This is a genomic window from Paenibacillus sabinae T27 (assembly GCF_000612505.1).
In the GTDB taxonomy this organism is placed as follows: domain Bacteria; phylum Bacillota; class Bacilli; order Paenibacillales; family Paenibacillaceae; genus Paenibacillus_AQ; species Paenibacillus_AQ sabinae.
This window is the reverse complement of the sequence record NZ_CP004078.1, coordinates 1,521,627-1,538,838: the sequence shown is the minus strand read 5'-3', so window position 1 is coordinate 1,538,838 and position 17,212 is coordinate 1,521,627. Positions and strand designations below refer to the sequence as shown.

The 17,212-nt window shown below is 53.9% G+C and carries 19 protein-coding genes; 7 read left to right on the top strand and 12 right to left on the bottom strand.

What is annotated here, in order from left to right:
- Positions 1-78: 78 nt before the first annotated feature.
- Positions 79-1,092: a GTP 3',8-cyclase MoaA gene (gene moaA / locus PSAB_RS07075; RefSeq protein ID WP_038595643.1), complete on the bottom strand. Its 1,014-nt coding sequence runs from the start codon at positions 1,090-1,092 to the stop codon at positions 79-81.
- A 319-nt stretch (positions 1,093-1,411) separates the two neighbouring features.
- Here moaA and PSAB_RS07070 point away from each other — a divergent pair, with 319 nt between their 5' ends.
- From PSAB_RS07070 to PSAB_RS07050, 5 genes are all read left to right on the top strand, one after another.
- The gene (locus PSAB_RS07070; protein ID WP_025333880.1) at positions 1,412-1,630 is read left to right on the top strand and encodes a PspC domain-containing protein; all 219 of its coding nucleotides are present in this window, start codon (positions 1,412-1,414) and stop codon (positions 1,628-1,630) included.
- Between the two features lie 47 nt (positions 1,631-1,677).
- Entirely contained in the window at positions 1,678-2,376 is a 699-nt protein-coding gene (locus PSAB_RS07065) for a PspA/IM30 family protein (RefSeq protein ID WP_025333879.1), read from the top strand.
- A gap of 135 nt (positions 2,377-2,511) precedes the next feature.
- Positions 2,512-3,159 (top strand): copper amine oxidase N-terminal domain-containing protein, encoded by a 648-nt coding sequence (locus PSAB_RS07060; RefSeq protein ID WP_025333878.1) that lies wholly within the window; start codon positions 2,512-2,514, stop codon positions 3,157-3,159.
- 236 nt (positions 3,160-3,395) lie between these two features.
- A complete protein-coding gene (locus tag PSAB_RS07055) occupies positions 3,396-4,118 on the top strand; it encodes a 3'-5' exonuclease (protein ID WP_025333877.1) in 723 nt (240 codons plus the stop codon).
- 28 nt (positions 4,119-4,146) lie between these two features.
- Positions 4,147-4,488: a hypothetical protein gene (locus PSAB_RS07050; protein WP_025333876.1), complete on the top strand. Its 342-nt coding sequence runs from the start codon at positions 4,147-4,149 to the stop codon at positions 4,486-4,488.
- Positions 4,489-4,686: 198 nt separating this feature from the next.
- On the opposite strand, the gene PSAB_RS07045 is transcribed toward PSAB_RS07050, so the two are convergent.
- Entirely contained in the window at positions 4,687-5,496 is an 810-nt protein-coding gene (locus tag PSAB_RS07045; protein ID WP_025333875.1) for an aspartate dehydrogenase, read from the bottom strand.
- A gap of 154 nt (positions 5,497-5,650) precedes the next feature.
- Between PSAB_RS07045 and PSAB_RS07040 the strand changes: the two genes are divergently transcribed.
- Positions 5,651-5,989 carry a 2Fe-2S iron-sulfur cluster-binding protein gene (locus PSAB_RS07040; protein WP_025333874.1) on the top strand — a complete coding sequence of 113 codons (339 nt, stop codon included), beginning with the start codon at positions 5,651-5,653 and terminating at the stop codon, positions 5,987-5,989.
- Positions 5,990-6,232: 243 nt separating this feature from the next.
- Here PSAB_RS07040 and PSAB_RS07035 read toward each other — a convergent pair whose 3' ends face one another.
- From PSAB_RS07035 to PSAB_RS06995, 8 genes are all read right to left on the bottom strand, one after another.
- Positions 6,233-6,550 carry a hypothetical protein gene (locus PSAB_RS07035; protein WP_025333873.1) on the bottom strand — a complete coding sequence of 106 codons (318 nt, stop codon included), beginning with the start codon at positions 6,548-6,550 and terminating at the stop codon, positions 6,233-6,235.
- Positions 6,551-6,626: 76 nt separating this feature from the next.
- On the bottom strand, positions 6,627-6,941 hold the full coding sequence (locus tag PSAB_RS07030) for a 2Fe-2S iron-sulfur cluster-binding protein (protein WP_025333872.1): 315 nt from the start codon (positions 6,939-6,941) through the stop codon (positions 6,627-6,629).
- Between the two features lie 64 nt (positions 6,942-7,005).
- On the bottom strand, positions 7,006-7,674 hold the full coding sequence (locus PSAB_RS07025; protein ID WP_025333871.1) for a GntR family transcriptional regulator: 669 nt from the start codon (positions 7,672-7,674) through the stop codon (positions 7,006-7,008).
- A gap of 102 nt (positions 7,675-7,776) precedes the next feature.
- Positions 7,777-8,250, bottom strand: coding sequence for a GlcG/HbpS family heme-binding protein (locus PSAB_RS07020; protein WP_025333870.1), 474 nt, complete (start codon positions 8,248-8,250; stop codon positions 7,777-7,779).
- 95 nt (positions 8,251-8,345) lie between these two features.
- Entirely contained in the window at positions 8,346-9,845 is a 1,500-nt protein-coding gene (locus PSAB_RS07015; protein WP_025333869.1) for an aldehyde dehydrogenase family protein, read from the bottom strand.
- A 53-nt stretch (positions 9,846-9,898) separates the two neighbouring features.
- Entirely contained in the window at positions 9,899-10,609 is a 711-nt protein-coding gene (locus PSAB_RS07010) for an iron-containing redox enzyme family protein (protein ID WP_025333868.1), read from the bottom strand.
- Between the two features lie 274 nt (positions 10,610-10,883).
- Complete coding sequence (locus PSAB_RS24505) at positions 10,884-12,476, bottom strand: hypothetical protein (RefSeq protein ID WP_025333867.1); 1,593 nt, start codon at positions 12,474-12,476, stop codon at positions 10,884-10,886.
- Entirely contained in the window at positions 12,473-13,225 is a 753-nt protein-coding gene (locus PSAB_RS06995; RefSeq protein ID WP_025333866.1) for a creatininase family protein, read from the bottom strand. The genes PSAB_RS24505 and PSAB_RS06995 overlap by 4 nt, the downstream gene beginning before the upstream one ends.
- A gap of 266 nt (positions 13,226-13,491) precedes the next feature.
- Between PSAB_RS06995 and yyaC the strand changes: the two genes are divergently transcribed.
- On the top strand, positions 13,492-14,109 hold the full coding sequence (gene yyaC, locus PSAB_RS06990; protein WP_025333865.1) for a spore protease YyaC: 618 nt from the start codon (positions 13,492-13,494) through the stop codon (positions 14,107-14,109).
- A gap of 91 nt (positions 14,110-14,200) precedes the next feature.
- On the opposite strand, the gene PSAB_RS06985 is transcribed toward yyaC, so the two are convergent.
- Both PSAB_RS06985 and PSAB_RS06980 read right to left on the bottom strand, forming a co-directional pair.
- Complete coding sequence (locus PSAB_RS06985) at positions 14,201-15,772, bottom strand: hypothetical protein (RefSeq protein ID WP_025333864.1); 1,572 nt, start codon at positions 15,770-15,772, stop codon at positions 14,201-14,203.
- 419 nt (positions 15,773-16,191) lie between these two features.
- Positions 16,192-17,148 carry a 3'-5' exoribonuclease YhaM family protein gene (locus tag PSAB_RS06980; protein ID WP_025333863.1) on the bottom strand — a complete coding sequence of 319 codons (957 nt, stop codon included), beginning with the start codon at positions 17,146-17,148 and terminating at the stop codon, positions 16,192-16,194.
- Between the last annotated feature and the right edge of the window lie 64 nt (positions 17,149-17,212).

Below are 17,212 nucleotides of genomic sequence, written 5' to 3'. Positions count from 1 at the left end.
GACAATCATTGAAACACTCTGCCTTTATCATAGCAGATTATGGTTTTTTCGTAAAAGCTCGGGATTCATCGGCCAAGTCTATCCTCCGATATAAGACATTTCAATCTTCTGTTTGCCGCTCGCTTCATTCGTATCCCGCCCCCGCTTCGCGCTGTACTGATTGTCCCGGTTATTCCAGACGGACGCTATCTTGCCCGCCAGTACATCGTCCGACAGACCGGACCGCAAAAGTTCCCGGAGGTCGGTTCCTTCAGTGGCAAAGAGACAAGTATACAAGGAGCCGCTCGCTGAAATTCTCGCTCTTGTGCATGTTCCGCAGAAGGCGTCCGAAACCGCCGAAATAATGCCGACTTCCTGCTCCGTTCCTTTATACCGGTAACGGGAAGCCACTTCTCCGAAGTATTGGCCGGGAACAGCCTCAAGCGGCATCACATGACGGTCAATCCTGTCAATGATCTCTTGCTTGGTTACGACCTTGTCAAGATTCCATCCGTTGGTGTTTCCCACGTCCATATATTCGATGAAGCGGATCGTATGTCCAGCGTCCTTGAAATACTTCGCCATCGGAACAATATCCTGATCGTTGGCGCCTTTTTGAACAACCATGTTGATCTTCACTTTCAACCCGGCCCGTGAAGCCGCTTCAATTCCCTGAAGAACCGGTTCGACTCCGACCCCTCTGCCGTTAATATGACCGAATCGCTCGTCCGATAACGAGTCGAGGCTTACCGATACGCGTTTCAGTCCCGCAGCCTGCAAGCTCGCGGCATATTTAGGGAGCAGCACGCCGTTTGTTGTCAGCGCGATGTCCTTAATACCCTGGATGGAAGTAAGCTTGTCCAATAACAGCGGAAGATCGGTTCGCAGCAGCGGTTCGCCTCCAGTGAGACGTATCTTGGTCACACCGAGAGCCGCAAATATATGCGCAAGCTTCGCTATTTCTTCAAAATTGAGCAATTCCTGTTTGGGAAGAAAGGGATAATCCGCGCCGAAAATTTCCTTCGGCATACAATATATACAACGAAAATTGCAACGATCCGTGACGGAAATTCTCAAATCTTTGAGCGGACGTTGAAGTAGGTCATCGATCATAGGTTCCTCCCGAATCTGCATATATAGATAAAGATCATATTGTGATTCTATACTATACAGCAATATGTATAACTTTTAAAATACCAATTGCTTATGGCTAAATAAAAATACTTAATGCTTATCAAGACTTTTCCGACAGACTAAAAGCTCTGTTTTGCAGAGCTTTGTATGTTCCCCATTCATTTCCCCGTCCAATTGCCGAACCTTCCCCCGTCTAAGGTCGAGATTGCAAAACCGTCTCCGGCCCGTTTTGCGGCGTGCGCGAAGACACTAGAATAAAGGCATAGACAACGGATATTACGAAGGGAAGAGATTAATTATGAAAAAGCTTTACCGTTCCGAAAGAGACAAGAAATTCAGCGGCTTGTGCGGGGGCTTGGCCCAGTGGCTGGGCATCGACTCCACGATTATTCGCTTGGTTGCCGTAATCGTCGCTTTGGGCAGCTTCGGGTCGTTCATTCTTTTTTATCTGATCGCCAGCCTGATTATTCCAAGCGAACCGACAGGAAGCTTCATGGACGGACACCACTATTACTAAGCTAGAGACTATGTAAAATGCTGAATACAACAAAAGGAGAGATACCGATGAGTATTTTGGAAAGAATTGCAACGTTGACGAAAGCCGCCATGCACGAAGGGTTGAACCGCCTGGAGAACCCGGTCATTATGACCGGACAATATTTGCGCGATCTGGATGACCGGATCGAGGAAGCCGAGCAGCGAAGCCGCGATTTGCAAGCTGCAGCCAAGCTCCTGGAGCGGCGGCTGAAAGAATACACGATGCTTGCTGAGCTTAGCGAAGGCGACGCCTTGAAGGCGCTGGAGCGAGGCGACGAAGAACAGGCCAAGCTGGCCATTGAGGCGAAGCTGGCGTACAAGGAGAACGAGCGGGAATGCGCCGCCGGGCTGGAAGAGACCCGGCAGGTTCTGGCGGGGCTCGGCTATGAGATTGCCGCCGCCAAGGAAGAGCGCGTCCGGCTGAAAGCCAAAAAAGCCGAGCTTGCCGAACGGGCCGAGCGTCTCCGCCAAGCGCCGGGAAGCCCCGCTTCCGCTCCGGCTCCACGCCGCAATGCCTTCTCCGGCCTGAATACGCATGCCGCCGCGCGGGGGTTCGAGCGGATGGAAGAGAAAATTCAGGAATGGGAAGCCAGACGGGATTTCCCGGTCCACGGTGCTTCTCCGGCGGGTGACGCCAGCAGCAATCCTGCGGATGCCCGGGTAAAAGATCAGGCAGCCGCCGAGCTGGAACGTCTTCGCGGACAGATTCAGAGCAGCGGGAAGTAAGATCATACAGTTATACAAACAGGCACTCTCCTTGCCGAGCGGGGAGAGTGCCTGTTTTTGTTGTAAGATTCTGTAACTAATCAGGTGATTTAGCGTCTACATAGGGAGGGATTTTTTACATGGAGGAATACGCCAATGAATAAGCTCGCAAGTCTGGTCTGTGCTTCAATTCTTACTTTAGCCGTAGTTTCGGAGGATACAACCTTTGCAGCCGGCGGAATTGAGGTTATCGTGAACAACGCGGCCGTTCAGGGAACATCCGCCTATTTGGCTGACGGAACGACGATGGTCCCTTTAAACGTTGTGCAGCACATTCCGGGGATATCGGTAAGCTGGAATAACGAGACCAAGACGGTAACGGTTATGAGCGGCAGTGAGGTGATCAGGTTGACCGCCGGCCAGAAAACGGCCTCTACCGGTTCCGGTACAGTGGCGCTCTCGACGCCGGCGATCCTGCAAAAAGGGCACATCATGGTTCCGCTGCGTTTTATCGCCGAAGTGTCGGGCGCTTACGTAATCTGGAATCCGGGTTCCCGCACGGTGTACGTGTCAAAAGCCGACAGCAGATTGAAAGAACGCCTTACGTCCGGCAATCTGACCGAAGCGCGCAGAGCGGCCCTTCAGCTGCCCTGTGTTAGCATGATTCGGGACCTTGAACCGACCCCGTCTTCTCTCGAAGGCCAGAGCTTTACCTATTATTTTCCGGAGGGTGAATATAGCCGGTTCCTGATCTGGAGCGGGGATGTCGTGTCATACTATGAAGCGGCAAACGCCCCGTACTGAACAGCCGTTTCGTTTACTTTCGAGCAATGCCCCACATCGGCGCCGTTTCTTACGGCTTTATCGTCCCGGACGGAACCGTGACGGAGCTTGGCAGCCAGGACGTCAGCATGAACGGGGAAGTTGTGGATATTCCGGGAGAGGAGTAAACCCGCTCTTTTTTCAGAGCCGGCCTCTGCTATACTTATAGAATAAGAAACTGATGAATCTATCAACAAGGAAAGACAGGAGCTAGCACTATGGATTTTGTCGCAATCGATTTTGAGACGGCAAATGCCGGCCGGGCCAGCGCATGCGCACTGGGACTGGTGGAAGTGAAGGCCGGGAAGATCGTGTCCGAGCAGGAATGGCTGATTAATCCCGAGCGGTCGTTCGACCGCAGAAATATCGCCATCCACGGAATAACGCCCGAAATGGTCGCCGGGCAGCCGACATTCCGCGAGCTGTGGCCCTACATTGAACCGCTTATTCATGGAAAAAATATTGTAGCGCATAACGCATCCTTCGATATGAGCGTACTCCGCTATGGACTGGATCAGTGCTCTCTGCCCTATCCATCCTTTCAATATTGGTGCACTTATTTGCTCGCAAAAAAAATGCTGGCCGGCCTTGGCTCTTACCGTCTCAATATACTTGCCGACTATTTCGGCATCCCGCTGCGGCATCATGACGCGCTGGAGGATGCCCGCACCTCGGCGGTCATCCTGCTGAAGCTATCGGAGCGGGCGGGGTATTCGGGCCTAACGGCGCTGGCGGAAGACTTAGGCTGCAAGATCGGGACGCTGTATACCGGAGGCTACACGCCGTTCTCGATTCCGGCACGCAAGCCGTCCGGCAAGAAGTCGAAAGCCGCCGGGAAAGGGCGCAGGATCAAGTCAGCGTCCGCCCCTACGGAATCCTTCCAGTCACTTCTCCAGCATAGCGAGACGGCAGCTTCCATGGAGTCGCAAGACAAAGAATAAGGAAGAGGAGGCCGCCCCTGTTCAGGACATGCCTCCCCCTCATTCACGGCCGGTCTTCGCCAATAACTCCCTTTCCACCCGTTATCTGGTATCGATCAGTGCTTTGCTCGAAGCCGTTCTTGCACTCGTTCTGCTGCTGATGCTGATCAGGCTTGCCCGCCATCCGCATTTTGCAGAAAGCTTGCCCGCTTGGGCATTAGTCCGCACGAGCAAGCCGGAGCTTCGACTTCTGGAAACTCAGGCGCTGATGAATCAGGTTCAGGCCGTTATGGCTCCTCAATTGAGGGAACAAGCCGTCATGCTCCATATCCTTACCCCGCTCAGCCATCTAACGGGAGATTTCCACTCTTCGGGAATCACTGCTGGTTAATTTGGTCGACAATGCGGTTAAGGCATCGCCCGCCTGGGCTGTTTACAAAATGTCCCGAACGGGTATGACGGAAGTCTGGATCCTTCACCGGTTGCCAAGGAAGCGGTGGGCTGAATGTTGATGTGGGTTCTTGTCCTTCATGCTCCCCGATCTCTCGGCCGTTTGCCGCTGCGTTCCCACTCCATATATATCTAGAGATTACAACCCGATCATAAACGGCCCGCTCAGCTTCTGCAGGTTATGGATCACGCTCATCGCTACTATGTAGCCCGTCTTCGGGTTAGCCGCCGAGGGCGTATTGCCTACCTCCAGCTGAAGCTCTCCGAATTTGCCGCGTGCCACGACCTGATGCCGGTTGGAGGTAATGCCTGGGTCCACGAACACTTTAACGGTGGTTCGGTCGAAGCCGATTCCGGCCAGACTGAGCGCCGCTGAGACGTTGACGCTTTCCGGGAACAGCTTCGCCGACTCCCTGGCCGGCCCCTCGAAGACGCACACCGGCTCCGTCAGTCCCTCCAGATTAAGCTTGTCCTCAACGAACGTGCCGATCCAGGCCTTCGGCGGTTTGCGCGTGATGAGCGAGACCTCGTCCATGTGACCGACGCTTGCGGCCGCGATCCGGTCCAGCCCGGCAATGGCGGCCGAAGGCACGACCAGCCGATGTCCGTTCTCCCGGGCCGTTATCAAGAGCCGGCCATAAAGATCTTCATCCGCCAATGCCCCTGCGCTGACCACCATGAAATCCGCAGTCCGCAGCACCCGTTCTCCATAAGCGGCTACAGCCGCATGTCCGGCGCATTCCACAACAAGATCAGGCACCTGCTCCATAAATTCGTTAAAGCTTGCGGTGAACAGCGGCTTGCCGCTTCTACCCGCAAGGCTGCTTTCGCAGGTTGGACCCTTGCGAACCAGCACAGCTGCCAGAGAAGCTTCTCCCGCTTCACCCCGCTGTATGAAGCCTGCCACGTCCGTTCCAATCGTTCCGTACCCGATAATTCCGACTCTCAAATCCGTTCCTCCTGTCTTCTAATCTTTCGGTATCCTGTACAAATAAAGACTTTATTTTCTTGCTATTCATCATAACAAAAAAACGGTATTTGGTATACCATATACCAAATATTTATGGTATACTTGTCTTACTATCACAGGGAGGGATGCTGACATGCCGGTAATTAAATATGATACCTCTGGAAAAACGATTGAAGTGGCTGAGAACGCCAATCTGCTGCGGACCTCGATTCGTTACGAAGGCTCGGTCCCCTACAAATGCGGCGGAGGTCTGTGCGGAACATGCCGGGTGAGGGTCGTCGACGGGCAGGAGCATCTCAGCAAAGTGATGAAAAAAGAAATCGACAGACTCGGCCAGGATAATATCGATCAGGGCTACCGGCTGGCATGTCAAACCTTCATTACCGGAGATGTAACGATCGCTTGGGGAGACAAGGACCTTGAACGTCTCGACAAGATCGCCAAACGCCGGATTAACGCAGCCAGCTCCTAAAGAGTTCCAGGAATAACCTTTCATCAATAAAAAAACAGAAGGTGCCTACCGCATACAGCGAAAGGCGCCTTTTGTCCGTTATTCCCTTCCTGTACAACCGTTTGGCCCTATATCTCTGCCCTGATCCGATCCGCCTGTTCCGAAGCTGGCCGGCAAACAGAATGCCTAAGGACAGACATAAAGCCCAAAGAATGAAAAAAACACAGAGGACTTCTCCTCTGCGCTTTTTTCAATAAATCCCGATCAAACCGGCTGCGCCTGGGCTTCCGTTTTGACAACCCGGCTGTCCTTATCGATATCGAGCTCGTAGATTTCCCTCTCGATTTCTTCGGTCGTTTCGAACTTGGGGAACACCTTCAGCGGAATGCTGTTGTCCGGAAAAACTTCACCAACCCCTTGAATAAGTATGCGGGTATTCTGACTTTTGATTTTGCAGATGGAGAACGTCGTCTTCTTCTTCCCGAAAAAGTAGTAATCGTAATTCGCCACCATTTCCAGATTCGGGTTGTCCGTTACCGTCCGGTAGCGTTCTGTCGTCGACAGCATCACATATTGGCTCATTTCCGGTTCCTCCGTTCCTCTTCTTTATTTAAGTCTTATCCGTTTATTCTCGATTGCCTTAAAAGTTCGGCTCTCTTTAAGAGCTCCCGGCCCGGGAACGGACAGCACTCTCCTGAGCAAGCTCAAGATCCTCGTGAACATAGATTTGGCAGGCCAGCCGGTAACCGTCCCGGATTTTGTCCCCAAGCATTTTGTTCTCTTTCCAGTTGGGCTCGGGCAGCGTCTCCCCGCCGCTCAGCACCTTCACCATGCAGCGTGTGCATTTCCCCATTCCGCAGCCGTAGGACAGACCGTCGAACTTCCTCGTTCCGGCGAGTACAACCAGATTGCTCCCCGGCGCTACCTCCTGCTGAAGCAGCCGGCCGTTCTGATGAAGCTTCACGATGGGCATAAGCGATCGTCCTCCCTATTCCCGCAGCCATGCCCCAGGAATGTCAGGAAGACAGGCTGCTGTGTTATTGATGGTTTAAAGCTTGCAGATAAGCTTGTTTGGCATTCTCCAGATGAATCCGAGTCAGGCGACCGGCCAATTCAGCCTCACCGTCACGGACCGCTTTGGCAATCTCCAGATGTTCTTCAGTTGCCTGACGTCCACGTCCCGGAAGTTCATATCCGAGCTCCACGAAAGCCCGGATATAATCGGACAAGCCGTCCAGCATCTGGGTAAGACGTGGACTCTGCGCCGCACGGAAGATCACATCGTTGATTTCAAAATGGAACTTCCAGCGCTCATCCGATCCATCCTGCTCGGCGAGCACAGTCTCCATCTTCTTGATAATCTCAGATAACTCGGCGTGTTCTTCAGGGCTTGCTTTCTCGGCGGCCAGATTCATCGCCAGTCCTTCCAGCGCCGATAGAATCATAAAGATCTCGACCACTTCCTCCGGCGTCAGCTTGGAAACAATTACGCCTTTACGAGGAAGCGTCTTGACGAAACCCTGGGATTCGAGCCGGAAGAGCGCTTCGCGAATCGGTGTCCGGCTGACATTCAGCTGATCGGCCAGCTCCCGTTCGATGATACGGTCGCCGGATTTGTATTGGCCCTGCACGATCGCCTGTTTGATATATTCATAAACTTTGTCACGGATCGGCGTGATTTCTGCACTGTTCCAAACGACTGGCATATGGTATACCCCCGAGTAGATTTTCCTATAATATTATAGATTACAGACTCGGTTTTCAACCCTGCTGCCAGACTCTTCCATTCTCCTCCTTCAGCGAAGCGGCTACTTCTTGATATCCGCATCGGTCAGCACTTCATAAGCAGAGCCGAGGTGCTCCTGCAGCGCGGCAAGCGCAGCCGTTCCGACTGCAGTGTCCTGTTCGCCATTGCCTCCGCTGATGCCGATGCCGCCAACCACTTCCCCGTTGACCACAACCGGAAAGCCGCCGACGAAGATGGCGAATTTGCCCGGCAGCATCACATGGATGCCGAAAGCCTCGCCTGTCGGACTTGCGGGACCGCCCGGCTGATTGAACAGATGCGTCGACCGCTTGTGGCCGGCTGCCGTGAACGCTTTGGCAATCGCGATTTCAGGACCTGTGATGCGTCCGCCGTTCATCCGCTCCAGCGCGACCACATACCCGCCGTCATCGACCACACAGATCGATTCAAGGGCATTGACCCGCTGGGAGGCTTCCTTCGCCGCCTCGATCATCACCCTGGCTTCCTCCAGTTCCAGCTTCAGTACCGATCTCATCGCACTATCCTCCGTCTATTTTTGGAATCATAATCTTCTGTTCAGAGCAGCATTTGTTGGCAGACGAATCCGGAATTACCGTTCCTTCGCTAATCCTACAGCGAACAGCAGAATTTGATAGGACGCGCCTGCTGGTATACCGTCTTCTCCCGAAGGTAGAAATCAAGCGCCGCCCTTCCCGCTTCGCGGTAAGTGCCGGTTCCCGACATTTTCAATCCGCCAAACGGCGCATTGACCGCATTGCCGGTTGTTGGCGCATTGACCTTCACCAGTCCGGAATCCATATGGTCGATAAAATATTGGATGCGCTCCGGACTTGCCGTACAGATCGATGCTGACAATCCGTATTGTACCCCGTTCGCCACCTTCAGCGCCTTGTTAAAGCACTTGACCTTGATGACGGAAATGACCGGTCCGAAAATTTCCTCCTGCGCGATCCGCATCTTGGGATTGACGCCGGTAAAGACTGCGGGGCGGACATAATAGCCCCTGTCATAATCCCCTCCCGTCAGGCGTTCTCCGCCTGCCGCCAGATCCGCTCCCTCGTCCTGGCCTACCCGGATATAGGACAGCACATTGTCGAGCTGGCTGCGGTTGGCGAGAGGCCCGATTTCAGAAGCGCTGTCGAAGCCGCTTCCTACCGTCATCGTGCGCGTCCGTTCTATCAGCTTCTCGACAAAAGCGTCGTGCACAGCTTCCATGACGATTACCCTGCTTGTCCCGGTACAGGCTTGACCGGTCAGCTCGAAGCCTCCTTTCACGGCCAGCTCAACCGCAAAATCGATGTCCGCGTCGTCAAGGACGATCAACGGATTTTTGCCCCCAAGCTCAAACTGGGTCCGGGTCGAAAGAGAGACCGTCCGCTGAATCTGCTCTCCCGCAGCGGTCGAGCCGGTGAACGTTACCGCCTTGACGGCCTGATGGGAGGTCAGCGGCTTGCCCGCCTGTGAGGCGGAGCCGGTTACGAGGTTGAAGACGCCGGGCGGAAACCCTGCCTCGTGAATTGCCTCTGCCAGCCGGTAGGCGACAAGCGGCGTATCGGATGCCGGTTTGAAGACGACCGTGTTGCCCGTCACCAGTGCCGGAGCGATTTTGCGGACCGGAATGGACAGCGGGAAATTCCAAGGCGTAATCACGGCGACAACGCCGAGCGGCTCCTTTTTCGTATAGACAAATGTCGCAGGATCGTCCGAGGGAAGTGTCGTGCCGGCAACGTTCATGCCCTCCGAGGCGTAATACCGCAACGTCTGTACGGATCGCTTCACCTCCGCCATGCTGTTTAAGAGCGTCTTGCCCTCTTCGCGTGTCAGTTCCGCCGCCAGCGTCTCCAGCCGGGCTTCCAGCAGGTCCGCGGCTTTGAACATCATCGCCGCCTTCCGGGAAGGCGGAACGTCCTTCCAGGTGCGGAAGGCGCGCTCTGCCGCAGCGACTGCACGCTCTACATCTTCAGGAACAGAGGCTTGAAAGCGTCCGACGACATCTTCCGTATCCGCCGGGTTAACACTGTCGAAGGTTTCACCGCCCAGCGATTCGGTCCATTCACCATTTACCAGATTCCTGTATGTTTCCACTGCCAACCTCGCTTTGACTGTCATGTCAGGCGCTCCTTTCTGTACCAATATCGGTTACAAGCGGTCATCCTGCCAAGTTACTTGCCGCAGAACTCACGGGAAATGCCGGCCAGATACATTCTGCGCATTTTTGTCGCTTCCTCAACGATTTCAATGCACCGCTGCTGCTCTTCCGCTGTTCTGGCGTATTCAAGCACAATCTGATATCCCCGTTCGCCATGAATTTCGTCGGATACGATGTGCAGATCGAAGAATTCAACCTCTTCATCCGTGAAACCATACTTCTCGCGAAGTGTCGGCGTTTGGCGACGGTAAATGGCGGGCACCTGAGATTCCAGGCCAACGACGAGCGCTGCCGTTGCGTACAGGAAATTCTCGCGGAACGCCATCCGGTAGCACCAGGACTGAAGGCCAATCGTTTCGGGCAGAAGGTTCTCCATCGCTTCGACCTTCTCCCGGGTAGTCCCGCAGGCTTCGCCGAAGCGGATCAGCAGATCGGTGTGCCGGTCTCCGCCAAGCTCTTCCTCCCACATGTTCTGAAGCAGAAAATCCTTGGCGTCCTCATGCGGACAGTTCGCATAAATATAAGCCAGATAATCGGCGAAAGGACCGACATAGGCATAATGCTGTTCAACCCATCTGGCAAAGATATCCTTGGTGAGTTCGCCGTTCGCCCACATGGTCGTAAAGGGAGCCTTGGCAACCGCGTTGCCTTCAATTGCCTGCTCCAGCGCATGCCGGAATTCCTCTTTGTTCAGAAAGCGGGGTTTGCTGATCGTTTGAGCCATTGAAATCTCTCCTCTCCATTTTTAAAGGGGGTTCACGCGAAACGGTTACGCAGCCTGATGGTTTAGTCTCAGGGCTGGCTGCCGACAAAATGCTTCTGTCATCTTGCCGACAGACCGGACGGGTTGTCCGGAAAATCCATGTCGGATTTCTTAACTTGTATTTGGTATATTGTATACCAAATTAGGTTATGCCGTTATTATTGCTTACATCCTTTAATGTTGTCAATCTAAAAATTGAAATTTTTAAGAATTTTTATGCAGCTGTCTTTATTGGTTACATCGAACTAACATACAGAAACACCATAGCCGTCAGCAGAAAGACGGCGGTAAACGGCGCATTCCAGTTTGAGATCCGCTGCGGTGTCTCCCCGGACAGTGAAGACATCAATCCGGCCGTAGCGTTATAGGGTCCCAGCATATAGGAGCAGGAAGCGCCAACAAGCATAGCCATCGCCGTCAGCTCCACCGGTACATGCAAAAGTGCCGGATTCAACGCGCCGGCAGTCAGCGCGGTTCCCACGACCGGATGCACACCCGCCATAGACAGAGCCAAGGGGATCATGGGAATCAGAGCCAGAAACAGATGCTCGCCAACCAAACCGCCAAGCAGGGAAATTCCGGCGTTAACCGTCAGACCGGCTCCTGTATTCTCAATCGCGGAAATCATGAATCCGGCGCATAACAGCACAAGAAACTGATCCTTCATGCGCAGCAGCTGCATAGGAAGAAGCTCCCGGATGTTGACAACAAACGTTCGTCCTTCCGAAATGAAAACCGCCCACATGAGTGCAAATGGGATCGTGAACAGCGTTACCAAGAGCAAAAATCCGAGCCCGGTGACGGCCTGAAGAAGCGGCAGCGAGAGCCCGAAGACAGCCATCGCCAGCAGAATCTGAAATGGATTTCTCCCCCGCTGCGGGCTTGAGAGATCCGGTGATGACGGATTCTCAGGGGTCTCAGCTGCAGCAACGATACTTGCAGCGGCTTCTGGGTCCTCAGTATCCGAACTCCAAGGCTGTTTAGGCCGGCTGTGAGCCGTCCGGAGCTCGCCGGCGGACACAGCCGGCCCGTCTCCCGCGCCGATGCCGCGCAGCCAGACATCGTTCTTCAGCCCGGATGCCCTTTGAATATCCGCGGAACGGAAGCCGGATGCCTTCACCGCCAGAACCGGTGCAGCCATACGCCGTCTGTGACGGCCAGCGATTGCGAGGCCCATCCCGCAATCCAGAACAAGGCCAAGCAGACTGAACGGAATGACGAGCGGAAGCATACGGCCCCAGCTCACTCCGGTCATCTCTACAACAACACCCACAATCGGAGCCACCGGCGTCCATAGGAAAGGCATACTGTAGCCATGCGTGATGGCGCGGCTCATAAATCTCTCCTTATGTTCAACGGGGTATAAATCGACCGACGGCCGGATTACCCGGTACACCATGGGCAGCGTGGCCAGACTCATGAACGCGCTCAGTACAAAGGACAGAAGCGATGTCACGATATAGAGCGGCCCTGTATGCCTAATATTGCTGCGTATGACAGTCTGAATACGGCGCGCATAGCCGCCAAGCTCAATCGGAAGCGAGACGATCGGAACGATTGTGAGCAGCGTGATGACATTCAGCATGCTGCCAAAGCCGCTTATCGCTTCCTGCCAGGCCGTTCCGTGCCGGGCATACATTACAACTCCGGCGCCCGTGAACAGCAGGCCAAGCAGACACGGTATGCCCTTGACGATGCCGAGCAGCAGTGCCGCGGCACCCAGACTGCATACGGAGAGCACAATCCCTGCCGCCCGGCCCGGCGCGAGCTCATTCCAGATATAGCCCGCTATCGCCCCAGCCATCAGCAGCCGGACCGCCTTCATCATGGCTCGATGAGCTCGCGGGCGGCGGCGGCCAGACGCGAAACCGCCGTCTCCACAATCTCCTCCCCGATTTCGGGGCTGCCTGCCGGGGCATTTCCGATACAGCCGTTTCGGGTCATTTCTTCATAATAATAGAAACCTTGAATGGGATTTCCCGGACGAAGCTTCCGCCAATCTCCCTCACTGATATCACCGGATGCAAGCTTATCTTGTCGCACGAGCCAGGGAGCCAAGTACAAGGCCTCGGACACTTCCCGCTCGCAGCTGTGGCCGTACAGCCTGGAATCGATCAGCCGGTCCATCACATCCTTGGCCGAAGCGGTCGTCTTGGCATACATGAACCGTACATCCAGCTCCGTGGACAGTATTCCGGCAGCGACCCCAAGTGTGGACTGGTTGCCGCCATGAGAGTTCAGTACGAGAAAATTCCGGATGCCATAATTCCGGAGCGAAGACACCATATCCCGGAGAATGGCGATTAGTGTTGCAGGCTCCAGACTGATCGTTCCCGGAAAATGCAAATGATGCGGAGACACCCCCATATTGATGACGGGAGTCATCAGAGCGAGCGGGTGCAGCGCCTCGGTCAGCCGCTTCCCCATCTCTTCGGCCAACACAGAATCACAGCTCTCTGCCATATGCGGGCCATGCTGTTCATGGGCTCCTAACGGAATAATGGCTATTTTTACCGTTTTTAGCGCCTCCTCTACTTCAGGCCACGTCATATGGGTTAATAAATAGGTAACCGGCATAAACGGCACTCCTTTCCATGTTCAAATTTCTATGGTATATTGTATACCAAATGGCGAAAAAAGAAGGAGCAGTTTCTTTTAGCCTTCCGAGCTCCGGACACTTGAGTCTCAAGACCGGTTAGGCAACCGGTTAACCTAACTTTCGAGTCTGGCTATTTGCCGAATTTATCCATACAATGAAAGCATGCATTCCGGTCTTTTTTTGCCGATACGATTATATAATAGAAGCTTTCTAAAACCTGTTAACAAGAAAGTAGCTGATCATCATGGTAACAAACAGTCATTATCTTGAAAAAAGAACGACAGCTTACTTGTCCAAAGCGCTGCTCAGGCACTTCTTGAAGGGCCCGGAATACGATGAGCTTGTCGTGGTCGGGATCGGAACCTGCCGCTATTCCGGAGATACGCTGGGGCCGCTGGTCGGAAGCCGGCTGGAGAAACGGTTCGGCAGCACTTCCGGCATTTCCATTTACGGCACTTTGGATAAGCCCGTACACTCTCTCAATCTCGCCAAGCTGGTGTCACGGATCAACAAGGAACATAAGCGCCCTTATATCATTGCCGTAGATTCCTGCCTGGGCCGGTATTACAAGGTAGGCACCATACAACTGGTGGAAGGAGCCCTGCAGCCCGGAGCAAGCCTGGACAAGCAGTTGCCCGAAATCGGAAATATTCATTTAAAGGGAATCGTCAATAACTTTGATCCCGATCTGAACCACAAGGTGCTGGAGCATACCAGCCTTACCTTCGTCGCCGACATGGCCGTGACCATTGCGGATGTAATCAGCAAGTCCGCTGAACAGCTGCTGCCTCGAATCGCTGCGCAGGCCGGCCGCCAGGCTGCGGATGCGAAAGCGAACAACCGCTTATCCTCCTGGATGTGATCCGGCCTCCGGGATCGTCCGGCTTCTTCTTCGGACGATCCCTGCCAGGATACTGGATGATCTATTCCACGATCGAAATCCTCTTTCCAAGCTACCAGAGCAGAACACCGGCCACTGTAGCGACAATTAATCCGACAACAACCGGAAGAAAGTTTTTGCGCGCCAGATCAATGGCCGATACGCCCGCAAATCCCGCAACGGCAACCAGTGACGACCAGGCGATTAGCGTGCCACCGCCCGCCCAGATGGCTCCCATCTGACCGATCGCCGCGAGCGTGGAAGGATCGGCATTCACATGCTCGGCAAGTGCTCCGGAGAGCGAGCCCGTAAGAGGCAGTCCCGAGAAGCCCGATCCGTCGAGACCCGTAAGGATGCCGATGAGCAGGATACTGAACGCGGTCAGGATGGCGCTGGAAGGAATATACTGCTGCATAGCAGATACCATATCGAACAGGAAAGCCGGAGGAGTCGCGCCTTCCCCAAGCGACAGAATGCCTCCCGAGAAATCCGCGCTGCCGAGCATGAAGAATCCGGCAATAGGAATAACCGGCCCCATCGCTTTAAAAGCGAATACGAAGCCTTCAACCAAGTGGTCAGCGATGCTGTCCAGCACCTTAACTTTGTGGAATGCCGTACTGCAGATAATGAGCAGCATCACGGCTACGCCGCCGATAAATGCCGCGCCGTCGCCGCCAATCAGCGCTCCGCCGCTACCTGAGAACTTGCTCACAACCATGACTGCCATGACGCCGAACATGGCAAGCGGGACAAGGACGGCGAACAGCTTGGACCATTTCATCATGGAAGGATCCAGCGTGTCGACTGCCGCCGCTGCTTCCGCATAGGCGGCGGACAGCTCCGAATCTTCCAATCTGACGGAACCTGAAGCGGAAGCATTCACGGAGAGAACCTTGGCTGCAGGCTCGTCCGATGTAATAGCGGCGGCTGGAACGCCCTGTGCCGGATACTGCGTTCTGCCGGCTTCTCCAAAGACCAGCGATGAATCTGCTGTTTCGAAAGATTTCTTCCTGATGGATTTTCGAATCATCAAATAGGACCCGCCAATGGCAATTACACCGGTAATGAGTGACAGCACTAACGCCTTGTCGGCGACCGAGGTGACGGCTACTCCCGCCGCTGTGGCGCTCATTTTGGGAGCAGTCTGCATCACATAATCGGAGGATAAGGCCATGCCTTGACCGGCAAGCGCCACGGCCATTGCCGCGCCCATTGGGGGGAGTCCGGCGCGAATCGCCGCCGGGAACAGCAGAGCACCGATAAGAGGAACAGCCGGTGTCGGCCAGAAGAACAGGGAAATGACGAAGGTGATGGCAGCGAGGAGAAAATAAGCCATATGACCGTTAACCATCCATTTCTGAATTGGCTGAAGCATGCGGCGGTCAGCGCCGATGTCCCGCATCGATCCAAGCAGCGCTACCATGAACGTGATGATCAGAAAGATGACGAACAGTTCTCTGGCCGCCGTCAAATTTGCGTTGAACACCGTCTTGAAACCGCTGATCGAGCTGCCCGTGTAAATCCAACCGATAAGGAAGGTACCGATCAGAGTCGGAATGACAACTCCCCGTTTAAACAGCATGACCAGAATGACACTCAAAGTCACCAAACCATACACGATATGCGACATTGTGATCATCAGCATCCCTCTTCTTCTGTGGATTTAACTTGCTTTCGAAAGGATTGTAACACAACTTTCATAGTTGATGAATAGTTTTTCGGTATTTTGTATACCAAAATCATTGATTTTTTTATTTCCTTAGCAAATCACGTCTCTTTTGCACGAGATTCCAACGAATTGGCGTTAAGTAAGTGTTATTTTATATTCCATGTTTTGTGATACTTATGGATTGCTTTGCTTTTTTCTTGCTTCCGAATGTCTGCACAACAAAACCGGACTCTGATCCAAGAGCCGATTCATGATCGGCTCCCGGCTTCCAAGTCCGGCTGCTAAGGATTCCACTGGATAACTTTTATCCGCGTGACTGGTTCAGCTGGAGATTCTCCCTGCTCCGAGGACTAATTCCTGCCAGGCGTTTGACCAGGCCTTTTGGCCGGCTTGATCTACAGCTTCATCCGGTATACGGCCTTATTCTCCAGCCCGCGGATCATCGGCGTCCACTCTTCGGTCTCCGGCGTCGTATCCAGCGCATCCTCCACCATCTGAAGCTTGGCGTCCATGGCGTCGATATGGTGCAGCGCTACCGCCTCGGCCGTCTGCGGCTGCACCGGGCTTCCCCATTCTCCAAGGTTGTGATGCGACAGCACCAGATGCTGAAGCGCCAGAACCTTCGCGGACTGCAGATCGATATTTGAGCGGATCGCCGCCTCTGTAATCCAGTTCGAGGCCATCGCGATATGACCGAGCAGCTTGCCCTGGACACTGTAGTCCGAGACGATGCCGAGCTCGGCGATCATTTCCTCCGGCTTGGCGATATCATGCAGAATAATGCCCGCCCTGAGCAGATCGGGGTTAAGAAAGGGCCTCTGTTTACATAGAAAATCGCCAATCTCCAGCATTCTCGTCATATGGTAGGCCAGCCCGGCAAAATAAGCATGATGGTGGGTCTTGGCCGCCGGATAATGCATCAGCTTCTCCTCCACCTTGCCCACACAATACGCAACGATCGTCCGAATTTCCGAATCACTTATGGCATTCATCGCCTGCTTGATCGCATGAATCAAATCGACCGGCCGGATGGGTGCGGAGCGGATAAATTCGGTCAGCGACACCCCATCCTCCTCCGTCGCAAGTCTCATTTTAATGATCTTGACCTGCAGCTTCTCCCGGTATAAATGGGCAATGCCCTGAATTTTAACCAGTCCCATTGGAAAAAATGTCTCTTTATCCGCAGTCGATACATCCCAGTACTTCGCGGACAGCTGACCGCTGGAATCGCACAGCACAATATCGAAATAATCCTTGGGAGGATTGCCGTTCGTCTGTTTGACCGTCAATTCCCGCAGCAGGTAAAAGCCGATGAATTCGTCCTGTGGCGCCAGTTGGTTGATTTGTTTCATGGTGAGCCTCCTACATAGTTAAGCATTCTTCTATTTTATCCACACTAACTTTGACATCGGCCGC